Origin of the sequence: Streptomyces sp. NPDC058701 (genome assembly GCF_042715295.1) — a bacterium.
Taxonomy (GTDB): domain Bacteria; phylum Actinomycetota; class Actinomycetes; order Streptomycetales; family Streptomycetaceae; genus Streptomyces.
In genome coordinates, this window is the sequence record NZ_JBHXSY010000013.1 from 66,866 (window position 1) to 86,754 (window position 19,889).

The 19,889-nt window shown below is 75.0% G+C and carries 17 protein-coding genes; 6 read left to right on the forward strand and 11 right to left on the reverse strand.

The window, feature by feature from the left end:
• Nucleotides 1–142 precede the first annotated feature (142 nt).
• The 3 genes from ACFWW8_RS16535 to ACFWW8_RS16545 form a co-directional block, all read right to left on the reverse strand.
• Nucleotides 143–337 (reverse strand): ferredoxin, encoded by a 195-nt coding sequence (locus ACFWW8_RS16535; RefSeq protein ID WP_386529178.1) that lies wholly within the window; start codon nucleotides 335–337, stop codon nucleotides 143–145.
• A 17-nt stretch (nucleotides 338–354) separates the two neighbouring features.
• Nucleotides 355–1,542, reverse strand: a complete 1,188-nt coding sequence (locus ACFWW8_RS16540) for a cytochrome P450 (protein WP_386529181.1) — start codon at nucleotides 1,540–1,542, stop codon at nucleotides 355–357.
• A 199-nt stretch (nucleotides 1,543–1,741) separates the two neighbouring features.
• A complete protein-coding gene (locus ACFWW8_RS16545; protein WP_386529184.1) occupies nucleotides 1,742–2,086 on the reverse strand; it encodes a thioredoxin family protein in 345 nt (114 codons plus the stop codon).
• A 134-nt stretch (nucleotides 2,087–2,220) separates the two neighbouring features.
• On the opposite strand from ACFWW8_RS16545, the gene ACFWW8_RS16550 reads away from it, so the two are divergent.
• Complete coding sequence (locus ACFWW8_RS16550) at nucleotides 2,221–2,490, forward strand: hypothetical protein (RefSeq protein ID WP_386529187.1); 270 nt, start codon at nucleotides 2,221–2,223, stop codon at nucleotides 2,488–2,490.
• 221 nt (nucleotides 2,491–2,711) lie between these two features.
• Here ACFWW8_RS16550 and ACFWW8_RS16555 read toward each other — a convergent pair whose 3' ends face one another.
• Complete coding sequence (locus ACFWW8_RS16555) at nucleotides 2,712–3,089, reverse strand: hypothetical protein (protein WP_386529190.1); 378 nt, start codon at nucleotides 3,087–3,089, stop codon at nucleotides 2,712–2,714.
• Nucleotides 3,090–3,291: 202 nt separating this feature from the next.
• Here ACFWW8_RS16555 and ACFWW8_RS16560 point away from each other — a divergent pair, with 202 nt between their 5' ends.
• Nucleotides 3,292–3,648 (forward strand): YciI family protein, encoded by a 357-nt coding sequence (locus tag ACFWW8_RS16560; RefSeq protein ID WP_386529193.1) that lies wholly within the window; start codon nucleotides 3,292–3,294, stop codon nucleotides 3,646–3,648.
• 69 nt (nucleotides 3,649–3,717) lie between these two features.
• Nucleotides 3,718–4,938 carry an RNA polymerase sigma factor gene (locus tag ACFWW8_RS16565; RefSeq protein WP_386529540.1) on the forward strand — a complete coding sequence of 407 codons (1,221 nt, stop codon included), beginning with the start codon at nucleotides 3,718–3,720 and terminating at the stop codon, nucleotides 4,936–4,938.
• 69 nt (nucleotides 4,939–5,007) lie between these two features.
• On the opposite strand, the gene ACFWW8_RS16570 is transcribed toward ACFWW8_RS16565, so the two are convergent.
• From ACFWW8_RS16570 to ACFWW8_RS16585, 4 genes are all read right to left on the reverse strand, one after another.
• On the reverse strand, nucleotides 5,008–6,486 hold the full coding sequence (locus ACFWW8_RS16570) for a condensation domain-containing protein (RefSeq protein ID WP_386529196.1): 1,479 nt from the start codon (nucleotides 6,484–6,486) through the stop codon (nucleotides 5,008–5,010).
• A gap of 125 nt (nucleotides 6,487–6,611) precedes the next feature.
• Entirely contained in the window at nucleotides 6,612–7,577 is a 966-nt protein-coding gene (locus ACFWW8_RS16575) for an ABC transporter ATP-binding protein (RefSeq protein ID WP_386529199.1), read from the reverse strand.
• Nucleotides 7,574–10,309: a hypothetical protein gene (locus tag ACFWW8_RS16580; RefSeq protein ID WP_386529202.1), complete on the reverse strand. Its 2,736-nt coding sequence runs from the start codon at nucleotides 10,307–10,309 to the stop codon at nucleotides 7,574–7,576. Before ACFWW8_RS16580 ends, ACFWW8_RS16575 begins: the two co-directional genes overlap by 4 nt.
• Nucleotides 10,306–13,617: an FtsX-like permease family protein gene (locus ACFWW8_RS16585; RefSeq protein ID WP_386529205.1), complete on the reverse strand. Its 3,312-nt coding sequence runs from the start codon at nucleotides 13,615–13,617 to the stop codon at nucleotides 10,306–10,308. The genes ACFWW8_RS16580 and ACFWW8_RS16585 overlap by 4 nt, the downstream gene beginning before the upstream one ends.
• A gap of 170 nt (nucleotides 13,618–13,787) precedes the next feature.
• Here ACFWW8_RS16585 and ACFWW8_RS16590 point away from each other — a divergent pair, with 170 nt between their 5' ends.
• Nucleotides 13,788–14,516 (forward strand): ABC transporter ATP-binding protein, encoded by a 729-nt coding sequence (locus ACFWW8_RS16590; protein WP_386529208.1) that lies wholly within the window; start codon nucleotides 13,788–13,790, stop codon nucleotides 14,514–14,516.
• Here the strand turns inward: ACFWW8_RS16590 and ACFWW8_RS16595 are convergent.
• Nucleotides 14,506–14,913 (reverse strand): STAS domain-containing protein, encoded by a 408-nt coding sequence (locus ACFWW8_RS16595; protein WP_386529211.1) that lies wholly within the window; start codon nucleotides 14,911–14,913, stop codon nucleotides 14,506–14,508. The genes ACFWW8_RS16590 and ACFWW8_RS16595 overlap by 11 nt on opposite strands.
• Before the next feature lie 377 nt (nucleotides 14,914–15,290).
• Complete coding sequence (locus ACFWW8_RS16600; RefSeq protein ID WP_386529214.1) at nucleotides 15,291–15,449, reverse strand: hypothetical protein; 159 nt, start codon at nucleotides 15,447–15,449, stop codon at nucleotides 15,291–15,293.
• 170 nt (nucleotides 15,450–15,619) lie between these two features.
• Here ACFWW8_RS16600 and zwf point away from each other — a divergent pair, with 170 nt between their 5' ends.
• The gene (zwf, locus tag ACFWW8_RS16605) at nucleotides 15,620–17,077 is read left to right on the forward strand and encodes a glucose-6-phosphate dehydrogenase (protein ID WP_386529217.1); all 1,458 of its coding nucleotides are present in this window, start codon (nucleotides 15,620–15,622) and stop codon (nucleotides 17,075–17,077) included.
• 81 nt (nucleotides 17,078–17,158) lie between these two features.
• Here zwf and ACFWW8_RS16610 read toward each other — a convergent pair whose 3' ends face one another.
• A complete protein-coding gene (locus ACFWW8_RS16610) occupies nucleotides 17,159–17,743 on the reverse strand; it encodes a cupin domain-containing protein (protein WP_386529220.1) in 585 nt (194 codons plus the stop codon).
• A gap of 337 nt (nucleotides 17,744–18,080) precedes the next feature.
• Between ACFWW8_RS16610 and ACFWW8_RS16615 the strand changes: the two genes are divergently transcribed.
• Nucleotides 18,081–19,679 (forward strand): carbohydrate binding domain-containing protein, encoded by a 1,599-nt coding sequence (locus tag ACFWW8_RS16615; protein ID WP_386529223.1) that lies wholly within the window; start codon nucleotides 18,081–18,083, stop codon nucleotides 19,677–19,679.
• Nucleotides 19,680–19,889 lie beyond the last annotated feature (210 nt).

Below are 19,889 nucleotides of genomic sequence, written 5' to 3' on the forward strand. Positions count from 1 at the left end.
TTTTTACTCATCCCCCCACCCCCTATAACAACCCCCCCCCTAGGGTCGGCCGCTTCTTTTTTTTATACGCCCCGGGGGGGGGGCCGGCCCCGCCCCGCACCACGGCCGGTGCCGTACCCCGCCGCCCCGGCATCCGGCCGCGTCAGGCCTCCCGTACGGAAATGGCCGAGACGGGGCAGGCTCGGGCGGCCTCGCGCACCAGCGCGCTGCCGGCGCCGTCCTCGCGGCCCGGGAGGAGCTCACTGATCCCGTCGTCGTCCTGGGCGAAGACGCCCGGCGCGGTCAGCGCGCACTGGCCGGCGCCGATGCAGGCGCCGGTGTCGATGGTGATTGCCACCCGGTCCGGCACGCCCCTCACCACGCCACGGGAAGTTCGACCATGCCCTGGATCGTGTCGCCGGGCTTGAAGGGGATGCGGTCCGGCTCGGCCGCCAGGCACAGGCCGGGGAGCCGTTCGAAGAGCGCGGCCAGCGCGATCTCCATCTCCGCGCGCGCCAGGTTCTGGCCCAGGCACTGGTGGATGCCGAAGCCGAACGCCACGTGGTGGCCGTTGGGGCGGTGCCAGTCCAGGTGGTCGGGTTCCGCGAAGACCTTCCCGTCGCGGTTGATGACCGAGGTGGAGAAGACCACGCCGTCGTCGGCGCGGACCGTCACGCCGCCGATCCCGATGTCCTCGGTGGCCACCCGCAGCATCCCGTCCGCGATCGACAGGAACCGCATCAGCTCCTCGACGGCGGCCGGCATCAGCTCCGGCTCGGCGCGCAGTTCGGCCAGCTGCTCGGGGTGCCGCAGCAGGGTGAACGTGCCGAGGGAGATCATGTTGGCGGTGGTCTCGTGCCCCGCGACCAGCAGGATCACGGCGAGCGAGACCAGTTCCTCGACGTCGACCTCACCGGTCTCCAGCCGCCGGGCGATCAGCTCGTCGAGCAGCCCGTCGCCCGGCTCCCGGCGTTTGCGCTCCACGAGCTCGACGAGGTACGCGTCGAGCTGTCGCCGGGCGTCCTCCACGTCGGCGGCCTCCGGGCCGCGCAGCAGCCGGCGCGACTGTCCCTCGAAGAACTCGTGGTCCCCGTACGGGACCCCGAGCAGGGCGCAGATCACCATCGAGGGAACCGGCAGGGCGAAGGCGCTCACGAGTTCCGCCCGCGGACCCGCGGCCACCATCTCGTCGATCAGCCGGTCCGCGGTCGCGCGGATGCGGGGGCGAAGGGCCGCGGTCCGCTTCAGCGTGAAACCGGGGATCAGCATCCGGCGCTGGGTGTTGTGCTCGGGGTCGTCGACCCCGAGCAGGGCGGCGCGGCGGACCTTCAGGCCCTTGAACCGCTTGGAGGGGGTGGGGAAGGCGGCGTTCTCGCGGTCGGCGGACAGCCTCGCGTCCGAGAGCAGGGCCCGCGCCTCGGCGTGCCCGGTGACGACCCATACGGAGCGTCCGTCGAAGAGGGTGACCCGGGAGAGCGGGCGGCCGTTCCGCAGCGGCTCGTACGCGGCCGGCGGGTGGTAGGGGCAGGTCCGGTCCTGGGGGAACGCGACGGTCTCTGACATGCAGCACCTCGGATGCGATGGTTCCGTCTTGCCGGACTCCATTACATGCCTGAGGCACCTATCCCCCCTATGCCACTTCCGGCCAGATCACCCGAGTTCGCCCACAGGGCCCAGTCGGAGGCTGCGGACCCGCTCCGTCACACGCCGGTGGCGGCCCCGGAGACGGCTCCCGGGCGCGTGCGCCGGCGGGGCCGGACCCTCAGAGGTGGGCGTCCAGGAACGCCCGGAACTCCTCGCGCGTCATCGGCCCGGCCTGGCTCGCGACCGCCTCGCCGTCCCTGAGGAGCACGGCGGTCGGGGCGCCGGTCACCCCGTAGCGCGCGGTCGGGCCGGGGCAGCGGGTGATGTCGGTGCGGACGGCCGTGAACCGGGTCCCGTACTCCTGCTCCTGCGTCAGTTCGGCCACGAGCGCGTCCATCGCCCGGCAGGCCTCGACGGCTTTGGGCCAGGTCCCGCAGAAGTAGGCGAGGACGGGCCCCGGCGTCATGGAGAGGATGAAGTCGAACTCCTCGTCCTCCAGGGGCTGGTGTACCCGACGTGCCATGCGCGGCGCTCCTCGCTCGTGCGCCCGCCGGTCGTCGGCGGGCGCCCCCATCATCGCCGGTCGGCGCGGAGGTCCGCGGCGGCGCCGTTGTCAGTGGCGGCGCCGTTGTCAGTGGTGGCTGTGAAGCTGGATCCATGGACGACAGGATGCTCCGGCGCCGGGTCTACGGCGCCGACCACGACGACCCCGACCCCGGCCCCCGCCCCGGGCACTTCTACGGCGAACTCGTGGGCGGCCCCCTGGACGGGCTCCTGCTCGACGTCACCGGGTGGAGCGCCCCGCAACTCGCCGAGGAGGCCCGCCTCCCCACGGAGATAGGGCGCTACGGCGCCGGCGGCCGCGCCCACTACCGGCGCCGCGCCGCCGACCCGGGTCACTGGGACTGGACGGGCGACAGCCGCTGACCGGCGGTGGCCCCGGCGGACCTGGCGGGAGCCGTCAGCGGGCCGGGAGGCCCCGGAGCCGACCGGAGCCACCGAAGGGGCGAGCCCCCGGTCCGCCGACGAGCGACCGGGGGCTCGTGCTGCTCTTCCGGCGCACCGCCGTGACCGGATGCAGCACCGGACGCCCGGATGCAGTACCGGACGCCCGGCCGCAGCACAGGACGCCCGTACGCCCGGCTGCGTCAGCGGCCCGCCGCGTTGCGGCTCACGCTGCGCGCCCACAGCACCAGCGGTACCTGGAGCGGCAACCGGGCGATCGTCGCGGCCCGGACGGCGGGCGAGGCCCGACGCGCGTCGGCGGCCAGCTTCACGTTCGCCGGGAGCACCGCGACGAAGAACACCGCCGCGGCCAGCGCCGCCGTGCGCCGGGTCCGCGGATGCGCGACGCCGGCGGCGAGGGCGAGCTCCGCCACGCCGCTCGCGTACGTCCACTGCCGCGGGCGGCCCGGCAGCGAGCGGGGGACCATCGCGTCGAACGGCCCGGGCAGGGCCGCGTGGGCGAGCGCGGACCCGGCCAGCAGTCCGGCGAGGAGCAGGGGGGAGGAGGGGGTGCGCGGCATCGGGTTTCCTCTCCGGTACGGCTTGGGCCCGCCGATCCTACTCGCGGGTAGGTCTCGTGGGGGAGGGCCGCGCGGTCGGTCCGGTGGCCGTCCCCGGAGATTCTTCGAAGAATTTCCCGGGAGCTGTCGATCCGGGCACTTCCCGTTCGACGCAGAGGTGAGAGGCGGGGAACGCCCCCGCCCTCCCGACCGAGGAGTCACCATGCCGCGCTTCCTGACGATGATCCGCATCGACGAGCAGAACCAGCCCACCGAGGGCTTCCCCGCCGACTTCGAGCAGCGCATGGGCGCCCTCCTGGAGGAGATCACCAAGGCCGGGGTCATGCTCGACACCGCCGGGCTGCTCCCCACCTCCGAGGCCACCCGGGTCAGCTGGTCCGGCGGGAAGATCAGCTACACCGACGGCCCCTTCACCGAGACCAAGGAGGTCGTGGGCGGCTACTCCCTGAGCCAGTGCAAGGACAAGGCCGAGGCCATCGAGTGGACCAAGCGGTTCCTGGAGATCCACCCGGCCCACTGGAACCTCAGCGCCGAGGTGCGCGAGATCCAGGAGATGTGACCGGCGGCGCCCCCGCGTCGCGTTTGCCCTGCCGCGTCACGGCTGCTCTGATGAGTGGCCGTGACGGCAGTGAGTACGGCCCAAGCGGTCGAAACGGTGTTCAGGATCGAGTCCGCGCGGATCATCGCGGCCGTCGCCCGGATCGTGCGGGACGTCGGCATCGCCGAGGAGCTCGCCCAGGACGCCGTCGTCGCCGCCCTGGAGCAGTGGCCCGCCACCGGCGTCCCCGACCGGCCCGGCGCCTGGCTCACGGCCACCGCCAAGCACCGCGCGATCGACCTCGTCCGCCGCAGGGAGACGTACGCGCGCAAGCTCGCGGAGGTCGGCCGGACCCTGGAGGACGTACCGCCGCCCGCCGAGCCGGCCGACCCGGACGACATCGACGACGACCTCCTGCGGCTGGTCTTCACCTCCTGCCACCCGGTCCTCGCGACCGAGGCCCAGATCGCCCTCACCCTGCGCCTGATGGGCGGACTCACCACCCAGGAGATCGCCCGCGCCTTCCTGACCTCCGAGGCCACCGTCGCCCAGCGCATCGTCCGGGCGAAGCGGACGCTGGCCAAGGCGGGCGTCCCCTTCGAGGTTCCGTACGGGACCGACCGCGACGAGCGGCTCGCCTCCGTGCTGGAGGTCATCTACCTCGTCTTCAACGAGGGGTACTCGGCGACCGCGGGCGACGACCTCGTCCGCCCCGCCCTGTGCGAGGACGCCCTGCGCCTCGCCCGCGTCCTGGCCGCCCTCATGCCCGCCGAACCCGAGGTGCACGGACTCGCCGCGCTGCTGGAGTTCCAGGCCTCCCGCATCGCCGCCCGCACCGGCCCCGGCGGCGAGCCGGTGCTGCTCGCCGACCAGAACCGGTCCAAGTGGAACCGGCTGCTCATCCACCGGGGCGTCGAGGCGATGCGGCACGCGGGAACCGGCCCGTACTCCGTCCAGGCCGCCATCGCCGGCTGCCACGCGGCGGCCGTCCGCTACGAGGACACCGACTGGACGGCGATCGCCACCCTGTACGGGCGGCTCGTCCTGCTCGTCCCCTCGCCGGTGGTGGAGCTCAACCGCGCCGTCGCCGTCTCGATGGCCCGGGGCCCCGGGGCGGCGCTGCCGCTGGTCGACGCCCTGGCGTCGGAACCCGCGCTGCGCGCCTACCACCTGCTGCCGAGCGTACGGGGCGACCTGCTGGAGCGCCTCGGCCGCCCGGCGGAGGCCCGTGCGGAGTTCGAGCGGGCCGCCGCGCTGACGCACAACGGTCAGGAACGCGCCCTGCTCCTCCAGCGCGCCGCCCGCCTCTGACCGGGCCGGGGGCGGGCACCCCCTCGCGGGCCGCGTACGGCCCTGCGGCCCGCAGCTGCCGGCCCCCGGTCAGCCGCGGCGGGCGAACGCGGCCACGTCGAGCGGGGTCCGCACCGGCCGGCGCGGCGCGGTCAGGGCGATGGGCCGGCCGAAGCCGCCGGAACGGGTGACCTCCTGGACCGTCAGGCGCAGCGCCTCCTGGAAGTCGCCCATGGTGCGCCGGGCCGCCGCGGTGTCCACGTAGAGGGAGTTCATGTGCAGCCCTTCCGCGTCCCGCTGGAACCAGGAGCACGCTCCGTTGGCGCGCGCCGACCACACGTGGGTGGCGGGCCGCCACTCGTCGTGCCGCTCGGCGCCGCGGCACTTGCGCATGTCGATGTACGAGAAGAAGTTCACCGGGTACGGCCAGGACCGGGCCGCGAACTCCTCGGGCGCCAGCAGCTCCCACGCCCGGACGAACGGCACGTCGATGTGCGCGATCATCTCGCCGAACCCGGCCCGGACTCCCGCCATCACCTGGCCGAAGTCCCGGCCGGGCGAGGCGTCGAACTCGATCGGCATGGTGTTCACGAACCAGCCCACCGAGTCCGCCCACGTGGCGCGCCCGCGCTCGCTGACCGGCATCAGGCCCCGGTAGACCCCGGGGCCGCCCGCCTCGCGCAGACACACCGCGACCGAGGCCAGCACCCCCATGAACGGCTTGCCGCCGACCGCCACGCAGGTCTTCTCGAAGACCTCCGCCTCACCGGGATCGAGCAGCAGGGACGCCTCGTTGACGATCGGGTACATCCGCCCCGGCTCCACGCCGAGGTCGAGGGGGAAGCGCGGGAAGAACTCCTCCTCCGGGCCCATGAAGGACTTCCAGTAGTCCAGGCGTTCGTCACGGACGTCGATGGACAGGTAGCGGCGGCGCTGCTCCTCCGCGAAGTCCAGGTAGCTCGGCGCGGGCTCCGCCGCGATCTGCTCGCCGCGGCACAGGGCCTCGTACCCGGTCATCACCTCCTGGACGACCACCGGCATCGACATGCCGTCGCACACGATGTGGTCGAACGCGAGGTAGACCGTGGCCGAGTCGTCGCGGAGCACAGCGCCCATGACGAACAGCGGCCACGACAGGGTGTCGATGCTCCGGGTGAACCGCTCGACGAGGAAGCCGCGCAGCCGGTCCGAGGTGTCGAACGTCCCCACGTGCTCCGCGTCCAGGGCGAGTTCCTCCGGCGCGAAGGGCTCGCAGGCGAGCTCCCCGGCCAGCCGCCGGAACGCGCACCGCAGCACCTCGTGGCGCTGGACGAAGCAGAGCAGTGCACGGGCCAGGGCCGGCTGGTCCAGCGCTCCGGTCACCTCGAAGGTGACCGCGAGCCACGAGGCGACGGGATCGTCGGCGGCCCGGCTCTCCTCGGCGACGGTGAAGTGCTTGTCCTGGTTGAAGGACGCCCTCCTGCCCGCCCCGTCGCCCTGGCCGCCGGCTTCCGCCGCCGTGGACCGCAACCGCCACTCGACCACCCGACCGGGTGCCACGTGGTGCATCTCCAGAGGAAACTGCCGCATTCCGTCATCCCTTCGCCCCCGAGCCAACCCCCAGGCCCTAACGACCCCCGGGCCGGGTAGGTGACGGAATCACTCGGGGCCGAGCCGGGGCAGCGCCGCGGCGGGGTGGTCCGGCGGTGCCCGGTTCAGCCGCCGGCGGCTCCGTGGCTGTCCGGGCGGAGTGCGATGTGGTCGGCGGCGAGGTCGACCGCGACGCGGTGTTCCATGCCGAGGGCCTCCAGGAACTTGTGCGGGAGCTGGACGCGGCCGCTGCGGTCGAGCATCACGTACTCGCGTTCGCTCACGGACTCGGCGCCGTGCTCGTCGGTGACGGTGCGGCGGAGCACCTCGGTGCTGGTGCGGCCGTCGCGCATGGCGACCGTACGCCGGACCTCCCCGGCCACGAGGGGGTCGTGGGTGACGATGACCACGGTCGCGCCGAGTTCGCGGTTCACGGTCCGCAGGGCCTCGAAGACCGCCGCTCCGGTCTCGGAGTCGAGCTCCCCGGTGGGCTCGTCGGCGAGGAGCACGGCGGGATCGTTGGCCATGGCCACGGCGATCGCCACCCGCTGCTGCTGGCCGCCGGAGAGCGCGGCGGGACGGCGGTCGGCGAGGTCGGCGATGTCGAGGGCCTCCAGGAGCTCGCCGGTGCGGGCCGCGTGACGCCGGGCCGCACCGCGCCGGCCGCCTCGCAACTGCATCGGGAGCGTGATGTTCTGCGCGGCGGTCAGGAAGGGGAGCAGGTTGCGCGCCGTCTGCTGCCAGACGAAGCCCACGGCCTCGCGGCGGTAGCGCAGCCGGTCCCCGGCGGACATCTCCAGCAGGTCGTAGCCGCCGACGGTGGCGGTTCCCGCGGTCGGGACGTCCAGCCCGGCGAGGATGTTCAGCAGCGTGGACTTGCCGCTGCCCGAAGCGCCGACCAGTGCCATCAACTCCCCTTGTGCGACGCTCATTTCGAGCCCCTGCAATGCCTGGACCTCCACCCCGGCCGTGGTGAAGACGCGGACCAGGCGGTCGCAGACGATCGCGGTCCCGGCCGTGTGCCCGCGGGGTGCGGCGGCGGCCAGCGCCTGCTGCCGCAGCTCCTGGTAGGTCGGCGCCTCGCTGCTCATCGCTGGTCTCCCGCTCTCAACTCGGTGGTGATCTGTCGCCTGCCGGATACCGCGGCCTCGGCCAGTACGACCGCCGACACCAGGCCCGCCAGCCCCAGCGACTGGGACAGTACGGGCCACACGCCCGCCCGCAGTCCGGTCGGTACCGGCGAACCGACGAGCGTGGACAGGTCCACCGCCGGCCCGAGCAGCGCCACCGCCGCCAGGGCCACCAGCGCACCGCCGAACGCGGCGACCAGAGCCTGCGGCAGGGCCTCGGCGAGGATCAGCGCCACGCCCTGCCGTGGCCGCAGCCCCATGGTGCGCAACCGGGCCAGCAGCGCCGCCCGTTCGGGCGCGGCCCGGACCAGCGTCAGCAGGACCGCCAGCAGGGCGAAGCCCGCCGCGCCCGCCAGCGAGGCCCAGAACAGCCGCCCGGCCGACCGCTGGAGCGGGTCCGCGGCCAGCTCGGCCACGATGCCGGAGCTCGTCGCCGTGCGGTACCGCTCCGCCGCCGCCCCCGGTGCGGCGGCGGTGACCAGCTCCGCGAGCCGGGCCCCGTCGGTGAGGCCGGTCGCGAACCACCGGTTGGGACGGGCGGAGCCCGGTACGACCGTGGCGGCCGGCCCGGCCGGCAGCACGATCGTGGCCGTCGCGGAGGCGTCCAGCGCGGGCGTCCCGTCCACCACGGCGGCCGCCCTGACCCGGAGTTCGTCACCGCCGATCCGCAGCCGCAGCGGCTCCTGACCGGCGGCCGGGCCGCCGAGGTCGCTGCTGAACAGCGCGGGCACGGGGGAACCGGACCCGCCCGCCGCGAGGACGGCCGGGTCGAAGCCGCCGCGCCCGGCGGTCCGGGCCAGTTCGGCGTACGCCACCGGATCGGCGACGACCACCGTGACGTGCGGATCGCCCCGGCCGGCACCGAACAGGAACGCGTCGTCGCTCGTCCACACGGGGACGGAGGTACGCACTCCGGGCAGCGCGGCGGCGGCCCGGACCAGCTCGGGCGGCAGCGGATCGCCCTCCCGCGCGACGATCCGGCCGTCCCCGCCGACGGCCTGCCGGGCCGCCTCCAGCCGGGAGGAGTCCACCGAGCCCAGCACCGTCACCCCGAACCCGGCCGTGGTCACGGCCAGCAGCAGCGCCACCAGAGGCAGCACCGACGGCCGGGCGCGGCCGCCCGTGCCCCGCGCCGCGCGGGCCAGCCCGAGGAAGCCGACAACGCCGGGCCGCCGGGCCGCGGCCCGGGCCAGCGCCCCCACGAGGACGGGCTGGACGCGGGCCAGGAGCAGCCCGCCGGTCAGCGCGAGCAGCAGCGGCGCCGCGATCAGCAGCGGGTCCGGCCCGGCTCCGGCCGGGGCGACCCCGCGCCGGCGCACCTCGAACACGGCGGCGCCGGCGGCTGCCACGACGAGGAGCTCGGCGACGAGCCGCCGCCGGGGGCTGCGCCCGCGCGGGGCGGACAGCAGCACGAAGGCCCGTACGGGAAAGGCCAGGAGGGCCAGGAGCGCGACGGCCGAGGCGGCGAGCAGCGAGGCCGTCGCCCGCGGGGACGGCAGCAGGACGAGGGCCAGCCAGCAGGCGAGCGCGGAGGCGGGCAGCACGGTGACGGCCCCCTCCCCGAGCAGGCGGCGCACGATGGAGCGGCGCGAACCGCCGCGTGCGAGCAGCAGCCGCAGCTCGGCCTCGCGCCGGTCGCCGCCGAGCGCGGCGGCCAGGCAGAACACCACGGTCGCTACCCCGGCGACGCCGGCCGGGCCGATGGCGGCGAGCGGCGCGGCCGCCTGCTGCCGGGCCTGGGCCCGGGCGAACAGCTCGGGCAGGCGGGAGGTGATGCGCAGGTCCGGCCGCTTGACGGCGAGCGCCAGCCCGGAGGCGGTGGGGCCGGCGACGAACGCGGCGACCTCCCGTTCGACACCGGGCATCCGGTCGGCGCGCAGGACCGAGGTGTCCACCGGGAGCCGCCAGAAGAAGTCGGCGCCGCGGCCCCAGGGCGCCAGCCGGTCGATGGAGTCCGCCCCGACGACGGCGGCGGTCTCCCAGAAGACCTTCGGTTCCGGCGGCACCGTCACGTTCTCACAGGCCCTGGTCAGACAGGGGAGATCGGTCCAGTAGACGTCGGCGGGGTCGGCGTCGTAGAGGCCGACGACCTCGGCCCGGTCGCTCGTGCCGAGGTCGGCCACGGATTCCAGCACGGTGCCCAGCGGGGCCCTGAGGGTCTCGGAGGCCTTGCGGGACAGGGCGACCGGGACGGGCGCGCCGGGCGCCCCGCCCTCCGGCCACCGGCCGGCCACCAGCTCGGTGTGGGCCGCGATCCCGGGCAGGTGCAGCAGGCTGAGGCGCGGGGCGACGCCCTCCGGCCGGGCCAGGCCCGGATTGGCGAGGGAGCGGCCCTTCAACGCGCGCACACCGTGCACCGGGCCGCTCGGGGCGACCCGGAAGGTGTCGCCCGTACGCGCCCGCAGTTCGGCCAGGACGGAGTCCATGTCCGCCGGGGTCAGCTGTCCGTACCGCGCGGAGGCGACGGCGGTCAGGCTCGTCTCGCCCGGCCCCCGCTCGTGCAGGAAGGAGCGCAGGGCGTGGTCGGCGCCCCGGTCCACGGCCCGCGGGAGCGCGGCCGCCAGCAGTACGGCGACGAACGCCAGGGCGGCGGCGAGCAGCGCGGCCAGGGGAGCCGCGCGCAGCCGGGTCCGCACCCAGGGTGCGGGCCGGGACCGTCGTCGCTCGCCGGCGGTGGGGGCCGGGCCGGTCACATCTCCTCCACGTGCCGCAGCCGGGCGGCCACGTCCCGGTCGTACCGGCCGCCGAGGACGGCCGAGAGCAGGGGCACCGCGGCGATCGCGGCGGCCATCAGCAGGGTCGAGATGCCCGGCAGGTCCACCAGGACCTCCGGCACGGGCCGGTGCGCGGCCGGCGTCAGCACCACCAGCGGCACCACCAGGTGGACCACGGCGGCGCCCAGCCCCAGCCCGACGCCGGTGGCGAGGCCGACCAGGAGACCGCCTTCGGCGGCGGCCGTACGGGCCAGACTCCGACGGGGCGTTCCGAGCGCCAGCAGCACGGCGAACTCCGCGGCCCGCTCCCGCCGGGCGGCAGCGGCGGCCGCTCCGAAGCCGATCGCCGCCAGCACCGCGCAGGCCACGGCGAGGGCGGCCAGCGCGCTCTGCGGCCCCGCGCTCAGCGGGTCGTCCAGCAGCACGGCGGCGACCTCCTCGCGCAGTTCCAGCTGCTGCGACCCGGCGCCCGCGCGCAGTTCGGCCGCCGCCCGCCCGGGCGCGGGGTCGGACGGTGACGCGGCGGGCAGCCACCACTCGCCGGCCGGGGGCAGCTCCAGCCCGCCGTCGGCCGCCAGCAGCCGTCCGGCGGTCGCCAGGTCCACGGCGAGCGCGGTGTCGCCGGCCACCGGCAGCGAGCCGACGGCCGAGGTCACCCGGACCGGGACGGTGGCCCCGCCCAGCGGGACCGGGACCAGGTCCCCGACCCCGGCACCGACCGCGGCGAGGTAGCGGCGGGTGGCGACGCCGGGCACCTCGGGCGCGGGGGCCGCGCCCGGGACCAGCCCGAGCTGGATGCCGCCGGCGGTGTCCCCGCCGCCTCGGTAGCGCAGCCGCGGCAGCGCGGGTGCGCCGTCCGGCGCGGGCAGCAGCTCGGCGGCGGGGGCGCCGCCGTTCAGCGTCGGGGTCTTCAGGGTCCATCCGGGGGCCCCGGCCGGAACCGGTACGGTCACGGACGGCCCGCCGGGGCTGTCGGCGACGGCGAGGCGGCGTACGGCCAGCTCACCGGGGGCCTCCCCGCCCTCGGGCGGGAACCGGTAGGTGCCGTAGTACTCCGCGCCGTACGAGACGACCAGCCCCGCGACCGACAGGGGTGCGGCGGGAGCGCCGAGGGGCGCACCGGCCAGCGCGTCGACGTCCACGGAGACCGTGCCGTCCCCGGACTCCGGCAGGCGGAGCATCGGCGACCGGAACGTCAGCCCGAACCGGTCCCGCAGCAGCAGCCCGAGGCCCGCCCGGGAAGCGCCCTCCGGCACCCGCACCGTCACGTCGACGTCGATGCGGCGCGGCCGTCCGGGCAGCTCGACGGCGTTCCCGCCGGCCGGGCCGGCCGTGGCCAGCGGCGCGAACAGCCCGCTCATCGGGCGTCCGTCGCGCAGGTCGGCGCGCAGCGGCACCCGGTCGGCCACGGCCGCGGCGTCCAGCGCGAGCACCTGGGCGGGCTTCCCGCCCGGCAGGTCCTGGACCGTGCGCACCACGGGGACGATACGCTCGCCGCCGGGCAGCACGGCGTAGCGGCCGCCGCGGCCCGCGGGGTTCAGCTCGCTGCCGGAGATCCGCAGGCCCCCGGCGGTGGCGAAGTCGGCCTGGTCGCGCTGGGACGCGGACCAGGCGGTGTGCTGGCCGAGAGCCAGGACACCGCTGGAGACGGCGAGCACGAGCAGCAGCACCGGCCCGGTGGACCGCTTGGGCCGGCGAGCCAGCTGCCAGCCGACCAGGGCGGGTCCGAGTCCGCTGCCGCGCGCGGCGACGCGCCCGCCCAGCCGGGCGGCGAACGGCAGCAGGCGCAGTACGAGCAGGGTGCCGGCGCACATGGCCAGCGTCGGCGCGGCGACCAGCACCGGGTCGACGCCGAAGCCGGCCCCGTCCGCGGGGCCGTCGGCGCCGCCGGCACCGGACGCGGGGCCCTCCCCGCTGCCGTACCGGGCGAGCTGGCGGTACGCGAGGACGGCGAGGGCCACCAGCGCCAGGTCGGTGCCGGACCGGGCCGCCCCGGCGACGAGGGCCTGGCGGCGGCCGCTGCGGCGCAGGGCGGCGGCGCCCGCGCCCCGCAGCGCGCCGGGCAGCGTGGTCAGCAGGACGCACCCCAGGGCGCAGGCGGCCGCGACCGGCCACGACAGCCAGGTTCCGGAGGTGTCCAGCGGGACCCCGGACAGCGGGCCGAAGCGGGTGAGCAGGTCCAGCAGGGGAGGGGTGAGGAGCGGGGCGAGGAGGGCGGCGGGCAGGGCGAGCAGCAGCGACTCGGCCGCGCCGAGGGCGCCCAGCCGCAGGCGGGAGGCGCCGCGCGCGGTCAGCAGGACGCGCTCCGGCTCCTGCCGGTCCGTCAGGAGGTGGGAGACGAGGAGGAGCGCGGCCCCGGCCAGTACGACCAGCTGGAGGGCGCCGACCAGCAGCGAGGAGCGGGCGACGGCCTGCCCGGAGCGCAGCTCGGCGAGCACGGCGGGCAGTTCGGAGGTGACCTGGTGTCCTGCGGGGCCCTTCACCCCGGTCCCCTCCGGCGCCCCGTCCGCGAGCCCCGCTGCCCGGCCGCGGAGCGCCTCGGCCCCGGCGGCGTCGACGGCGGAGAAGTCGGGGTCCAGCAGTGACGCGCGGCCGTTCTGCGCGAGGACGCCGGAGGTGAAGGCGGAGTCGTCCACGAGCAGCGGCCCGTACGTGGTGAACCCGCCGACCTGGAGCCCGCGGCCGCCGATCGGATCGAGCCGCCAGTACGGGGCCCCGGGGTCGGCGGCCAGGTACACGCCGGTGACCCGGACGGTGAGCGGGGCGCCGCCGAACCGGTCGTCCAGGCGGAGCTCGGCGGGCAGGGCGGCCTCGGTCAGCCCGAGCCGGGCCAGCGCGGCCCGCGGGACGGCGACCGCGAGCGGTTCGGGTCCCGCGGCGGCGCCGGGCCACTGGCCCGCGAGGAGGCGTACGCGTGCCCGGTCGAGGGAGGCGAGCAGGGTCAGATCGGCCTGCCTGCCGGGGGAGACCGCTCCGGGCAGCCCGTACGGACGGCTGCGGGCCAGGCTCTCCACGGTGACGGGCAGCCGGCCGAACAGCTCGTCGGAGAAGGCCCGTACGGCCTGCTCGTCGGCCGCGCGGGAGGCCGCGGCGTGCTCCGAGGTGACCAGGACGGTGGCGCGGGAGTGGCCCGGGCCCTGGAGCGCCTGCCGCAACCCCGCCTCGCCGACGCCCCGGGTGAAGGCGAACAGCGCCGTGAGCACGGTCGTCGTGATCAGTACGGTGAGAAGTACGGCGGCGGCGAGCGGCCATCGCCCGCGCAGCCGGCGCGTGACGAAGCCGAGCATGTGCCTGTTTCCTCCCCCATCCGGACCGTTGGTCCCGGATAGCGGACGATGCTGCCAGATGCGAACGCACGGGGGAAGGGACTTGCGCGATCTGTGCGGCGGGTGAGCAAATGCGAACGGGTGGCACCGCGGACGCCGCCGGAAGACCGATTCGAGGGGGAGCGCACGCCATGACGCAGCACCGGGAGAGTACGCCGGAACCCATCCTGAGGGTGGTCGACGTGCACCGCAGCTTCGGCACCGGAGAGCAGGCCGTGCACGCGCTGCGGGGTGTGTCGTTCGACGTGCGCAGGGGCGAACTCACCGCGCTCAAGGGCCGGTCCGGTTCCGGCAAGACCACCCTGCTGAACGTGGTCGGCGGCCTCGACACCCCGTCCGGCGGCACCGTCTGCCTCGACGGCACGGACCTGGCGGGCCTGGACGAGGCCGGGCTGCTGGAACTGCGCCGCGACCGGATCGGCTTCGTGTTCCAGTCCTTCGGCCTGATCCCGGTGCTCACCGCCGCCGAGAACGTCGGCGTACCGATGCGGCTGCGCAAGGTGCCCGCCGCGCAGCGCGAGGAACGGGCCAGGACCCTGCTGGCCCTGGTGGGGCTGAGCGAGCACGCGGGACAGCGGCCCGGCGAACTCTCCGGCGGCCAGCAGCAGCGCGTCGCGGTGGCCCGCGCCCTGGCCAACGAACCCGACCTGATCATCGCGGACGAACCGACCGGCCAGCTCGACTCCGAAACCGGCCGGCAGATCATGGGGCTGCTGCGGGCGGTCGTGCGCAGCGAGGGCGTCACCGTCCTCGTCGCCACCCACGACCCGGTCCTGATCGAACTCGCCGACCGGGTCGTGGAGCTGCGCGACGGCCGCATGGTCGAGCGGCAGGGTGCGGAGCAGGCGGCTACGGGCTGAAACCGCCGTCGGGCGGCGGGGGCAGGCGCGCCGCCACCTCCGTCAGCATCCGGACGGCCCGGGAGGCGGCGGCCACCTCCACACGACCGCCGGTCCGGACCCACCGGTCCAGCACGAGCAGGAGGGCCGAGTCGCAGAAGGTCACGCCGGCCGCGTCCAGGACGAGGCGGCGGGCGCCGCGGGCGGCGCCGTCCGCGAGGAGGCGGTGCAGGGGCACGCAGGTGTAGTGGTCGAACTCCCCGGCCAGTCCGACGGCGAGGACGTCACCGCGGAGCGTGGCCCGTATGCGGGGGAGGGGGTCGGGGCCGGCCTCGACGGGGAGCTCCGCGAAGGACTCGTGCGGAGCGGCGGCGGGCAGGACCGATGCGTCTGTCGGGGCGTCTATCGGAGTGCGCATGCCTCCCCAACGGGCCGCCCCCCGGCACGGAACGGCCGGGACCGGCACTTTCACCCGCGTGGGCCGCGCCGCTGACCCGTTCCGGCGATCTTCGCGTAGCACCCGCGCCCGGCGGAAGCGGACTTCCGCGCACGGCGATCGGCCCCCGCCGGGAGTGGTCGTCCATGCCGTCGTGCCGGCCTACGAGACGGGGCTGGTCACGCCGGGGCGCTGCCGCGGGCGACCTCAGGTCCGGCACTGCGCCGTGCCGGCGGTGGACCAGCCGCTCCAGGCGCCCCCGGCGGCACGGGCGGGTACCCGAATCCTTCGGCCAGCCGTTGACAGCCACCCGGCCGGTCGACACCCCGCCGTCGCAGGCGGCGGCCGCGGCGTGTGCCTCAGCCGGAGGAATCGGCATGGCGAGGGTTGCCGTGCTCACGTTCGCTTTGCATCGCGATCGGCTCGGCACGACCCTCCTCGCTCCGGACATGCCGGCGGATCGTACGCGCCGACGGGCCCACGGCCTGCGCGATCTGATCGCCGCTCGTTGCCGCCACGCCGTGCTCCCAGAACCACCGCGCCGCTCCCCGGGTGCCGGATCGGCCGGGGGCGCGCAGAGTGGGGCGTGAGGACGCACGGCCACCGCCGCGACGGCGGACACGGCACGGTGCCCGGAGCCGTGCCGGTACAGCGCTCCTCCGCGGACGAGTGACGAGTGAGGATGCTGATGGCTCAGCCGGCGCAGTCTCCCGAACCCCCTGCGGACCACGTCATCGTCCTGTTCGGCGCCACGGGCGACCTCGCCCGCCGCAAGCTGGTGCCCGGGCTGTTCCACCTGGCGCGCGCCGGGCTGATGCCGCGGCGCTACCGCATCGTGGGCACGGCGCCGGCGGCGGAGGCACTCACCGATCAGCAGTTCCGGGCCCACGCGCAGCGAGCCGTGGCGGAATTCGGGCGTTCGCGGCCCGAGGGTCCGGCCTGGGAGGCGTTCGCGGCCGCCCTGTCCTTCGGCGCCGCCGACACGGGAGCCGCGGACCCCCTGGTCGGGGCGGTGCGCGAGGCCGAATCCGCCCTCGGGGGCAGGCCCCGCCGGCTCTTCCACCTCGCCGTGCCTCCGGTCGCGTTCACCTCGATGATCGACCTGCTCGGCGCGACGGGGCTCGCCGAGGGCGGCCGGGTCGTCGTGGAGAAGCCGTTCGGCACCGACCTCGCGTCCGCCCGCGCGCTCAACGCCGCCATCCACGCCGTCTTCGACGAGTCGCGGGTGTTCCGGATCGACCACTTCCTCGGCAAGGAGGCCGTCGACAACGTCCTGGCGCTCCGCTTCGCCAACGGCCTCTTCGAGCCGCTCTGGAACCGCGAGCACATCAGCCACGTACAGATCGACGTGCCCGAGCAGATCGACATCCAGGGCCGGGCCGGCTTCTTCGAAGGCACCGGAACCTTCCGCGACATGGTGGTCACCCACCTGTTCCAGCTGCTCGGATTCCTCGCCATGGAACCGCCGGTCACCCTGGAGGCGGACGCGCTGCGCGACGAGCAGGTCAAGGTCTTCCACAGCCTGCGCGCCCTGGACCCCGCGCACGTCGTCCGCGGCCAGTACACCGGCTACCGCGACGAGCAGGGCGTGGACCCGGCGTCGGACACCGAGACGTTCGCGGCGCTGCGCGTCGAGATCGACAACTGGCGCTGGTCGGGCGTGCCCTTCCACCTGCGTACGGGAAAGGCCCTGGCCGAGGGCCGCCACGTGGTCACGCTCGGCTTGCGCGAGCCGGTCCTGCGGATGTTCCCGCTGGACGCGCGGGCCGCCGCGGACGGCCGGAGCAACGAACTCGTCATCGACTTCGACGACCCGGGCTCCATCACCGCCCGGTTCCTGGTCAAGGAACCGGGCCCGTCGATGCGGCTCGCCGGCGCCGCCATGGACTTCGACTACCGCACCTCGTTCGCCGCGCAGAACTTCCTGGAGGGCTACGAGCACCTCCTCCTGGAGGCCATGCACGGCAACCAGTCCCTGTTCACCCGGTCCGACGGCGTCGAACGGCTCTGGGAGGTGGCCACCCCGCTGCTCGACGCGCCGCCGCCGGTGGAACCGTACGCCCCCGGGAGCTGGGGGCCGGACAGCGTCAACACCCTCGTGTCCCCCTACCGGTGGCACCTTCCCGACGCGAAGGAGGAGGCGTAGGCCGCCATCCAGGCCTCGGCGTGGATCTCGCCGAGAGCCGCGCCGTCCGGCGGCCCCGCGCGACGGATTTCGATCATCGGATCAGGTGAGGGCGGGCCCGGGCCCGCCGTCATGCCGCCCGGGGCCCTGCCCGGCCCGCCGGCCGGCTCCCGTCCGCCCCCGGGCCTGGTCGGTTGGGGCGCGGCAGTAGCGCCGGATCAGTTCGGCGTGCGCGGGGTGGCGGGCGATGAGCTCGTCGGGTCGGCCGAGGGTCATGTCGGCGTAGTCGAAGCCGGGCGCGACGGCCTCGCTGATGAGGGCGTGGTCCCCGGCGGTGAGGTGGGAGGCCTTCCAGACACCTCCCGGCACGGCGACGATGAGGTGCTGCCCCTGGCGTGGTTCCTGGCCGAGGACGGTGGTGGAGTGACTGCCGTCCGGGTGGATGAGGTGGTAGGTGACCGGCTCGCCGTGGTGGTGGAAGTGCAGGATGTCGGACCGGTTCAGGTGCCAGTGCCCGACCGGTGACCAGTGGGTGAGCAGGTAGTGGATGGAGGTCAGGGTGTACCGGTCGCCGTCGGGCGTCCGGATCGGGGGGCGGTGGTCCGCCTGGAAGGTCCGGCGGAAGTACCCGCCCTCGACATGGGCTTCCAGACCGAGCGCGTCGATCCATTCCTGGGCCGTGAGCACGGGGTTCTCCTGAAGTCGTCGAAGGGTCGGGTCGTCGGGTCGTCGCAGTGGCTTCCCGACACCGAACGAACGGTAGCCGGGCAGTACGCCGTCGCCCGCCGCACCGGGCCGCCGGGCGGAGATCCGGCACCGCCGGCCACTCTGCCGCCGGGAAACGCACCGGGCGCCGGCGAACTCCCGCCTTGTTCCTATTGGTCCAGACCTATTGACCGTGCTTCCGGCGGCTCCTACGATCCGGTCCGGCACAGCCCCACCTGTCCGCACCTCACCCAGAGCCGGGCGTCACGCCCCCACGCGCCGGTCATGTCCATGGCGCTCGGCGGGAAGCGAGCACACCATGTTCCCTCGGAAGCCGCGTACTTCACGTTCGTCGCCGCGCCATGCGGGCCGGGGGCCGAGCGTCCTGAGCCGTTCCCTCGCCGGGCTGAGCGCCGCTGCCGTCATCGCCGCCGGCCTCGCCGTGGCCGGCTCCGTCACGGCCGGTGCCGCCACCGCCAACCTGGTGGCCAACGCCGGATTCGAGAACGGGCTCTCCGGCTGGACCTGCTCCGGCGGCTCCGGAGCGGCCGTCGGCAGCCCGGTGCGCACGGGCACCTCCGCGCTCAAGGCCACGCCGACCGCCCAGGACAAGGCCCAGTGCACGCAGACCGTCAGCGTGCAGCCCAACTCCCAGTACACGCTGAGCGCCTACGTCCAGGGGAGCTACGTCCACCTGGGCGCCACCGGCACCGGCCTCACGAGCGCCCCGTCCACCTGGACGCCGAACAGCCCGTCGTACAGCCAGCTCAGCGTGGGCTTCGCCACGGGGCCGAGCACCACCTCGGTGACCGTCCACCTGCACGGCTGGTACGGGCAGCCCGCGTTCCATGCGGATGACGTGTCCCTCGCCGGCCCCGGCGGCGGCACCCCCACCCCCACCCCCACCCCCACCCCGACGCCGACCCCGACCGGCACCCCGCCCACCACTCCGCCGCCGGGGGACAGCTGCCCCACGAAGCCCAAGCCGGCGGGCAAGGTGCTGCAGGGGTACTGGGAGAACTGGGACGGTGCCGCGAACGGCGTCCATCCCGGCATGGGCTGGGTCCCCATCACGGACAGCCGGATCGCCGCGCACGGATACAACGTCATCAACGCCGCCTTCCCGGTGATCCTTTCTGACGGCACCGTCCTGTGGGAGGACGGCATGGACGCGACCGTCAAGGTCTCGACCCCCGCCGAGATGTGCCGGGCCAAGGCGGCCGGGGCGACGATCCTGATGTCCATCGGGGGCGCCACCGCAGGCATCGACCTGAGTTCACGTACGGTCGCCGACCGCTTCGTGGCCACCGTCGTCCCGATCCTCAAGAAGTACAACTTCGACGGCATCGACATCGACATCGAAACCGGCCTGACCGGAAGCGGCAACATCAACACGCTGTCCGCCTCCCAGGCCAACCTGGTGCGCATCATCGACGGCGTGCTGGCCCAGATGCCCGCGGGCTTCGGCCTGACGATGGCCCCCGAGACCGCGTACGTCACCGGCGGAAGCGTCACGTACGGGTCGATCTGGGGCTCGTACCTGCCGATCATCAAGAAGTACGCAGACAACGGCCGGCTGTGGTGGCTGAACATGCAGTACTACAACGGCAGCATGTACGGCTGCTCCGGCGACTCCTACCAGGCCGGGACCGTGCAGGGCTTCACGGCGCAGACCACGTGCCTGAACAACGGCCTGACCATCCAGGGCACCACCATCACGGTGCCCTACGACAAGCAGGTGCCCGGCCTCCCGGCCCAGCCCGGCGCGGGGGGCGGCCACATGACGCCGGCCCTCGTCGGCCAGGCGTGGAACGCGTTCGGCGGCTCGCTGAAGGGGCTCATGACGTGGTCGATCAACTGGGACGGCTCGAAGGGCTGGAGCTTCGGCGACAACGTCAAGTCCCTGCAAGGCCGTTGAGCACCGGCTGACCGCCGAACCCGGTGTGCTGCTCCGTCCGTCCCGCCCCACGGCGGTGTCGCCCCGAGGCCGGCACCACGAACATCCACGGCCGGGGGCGGAGCGGAAACCGTCCCGGCCGTACTCACGGCCGGGCGGGCCATGCCCTGTCACCCGGCCGCACCGGCCGCACCGGCCGCGGCTGGTGCGGACAAGGGCGACACGGGAGGG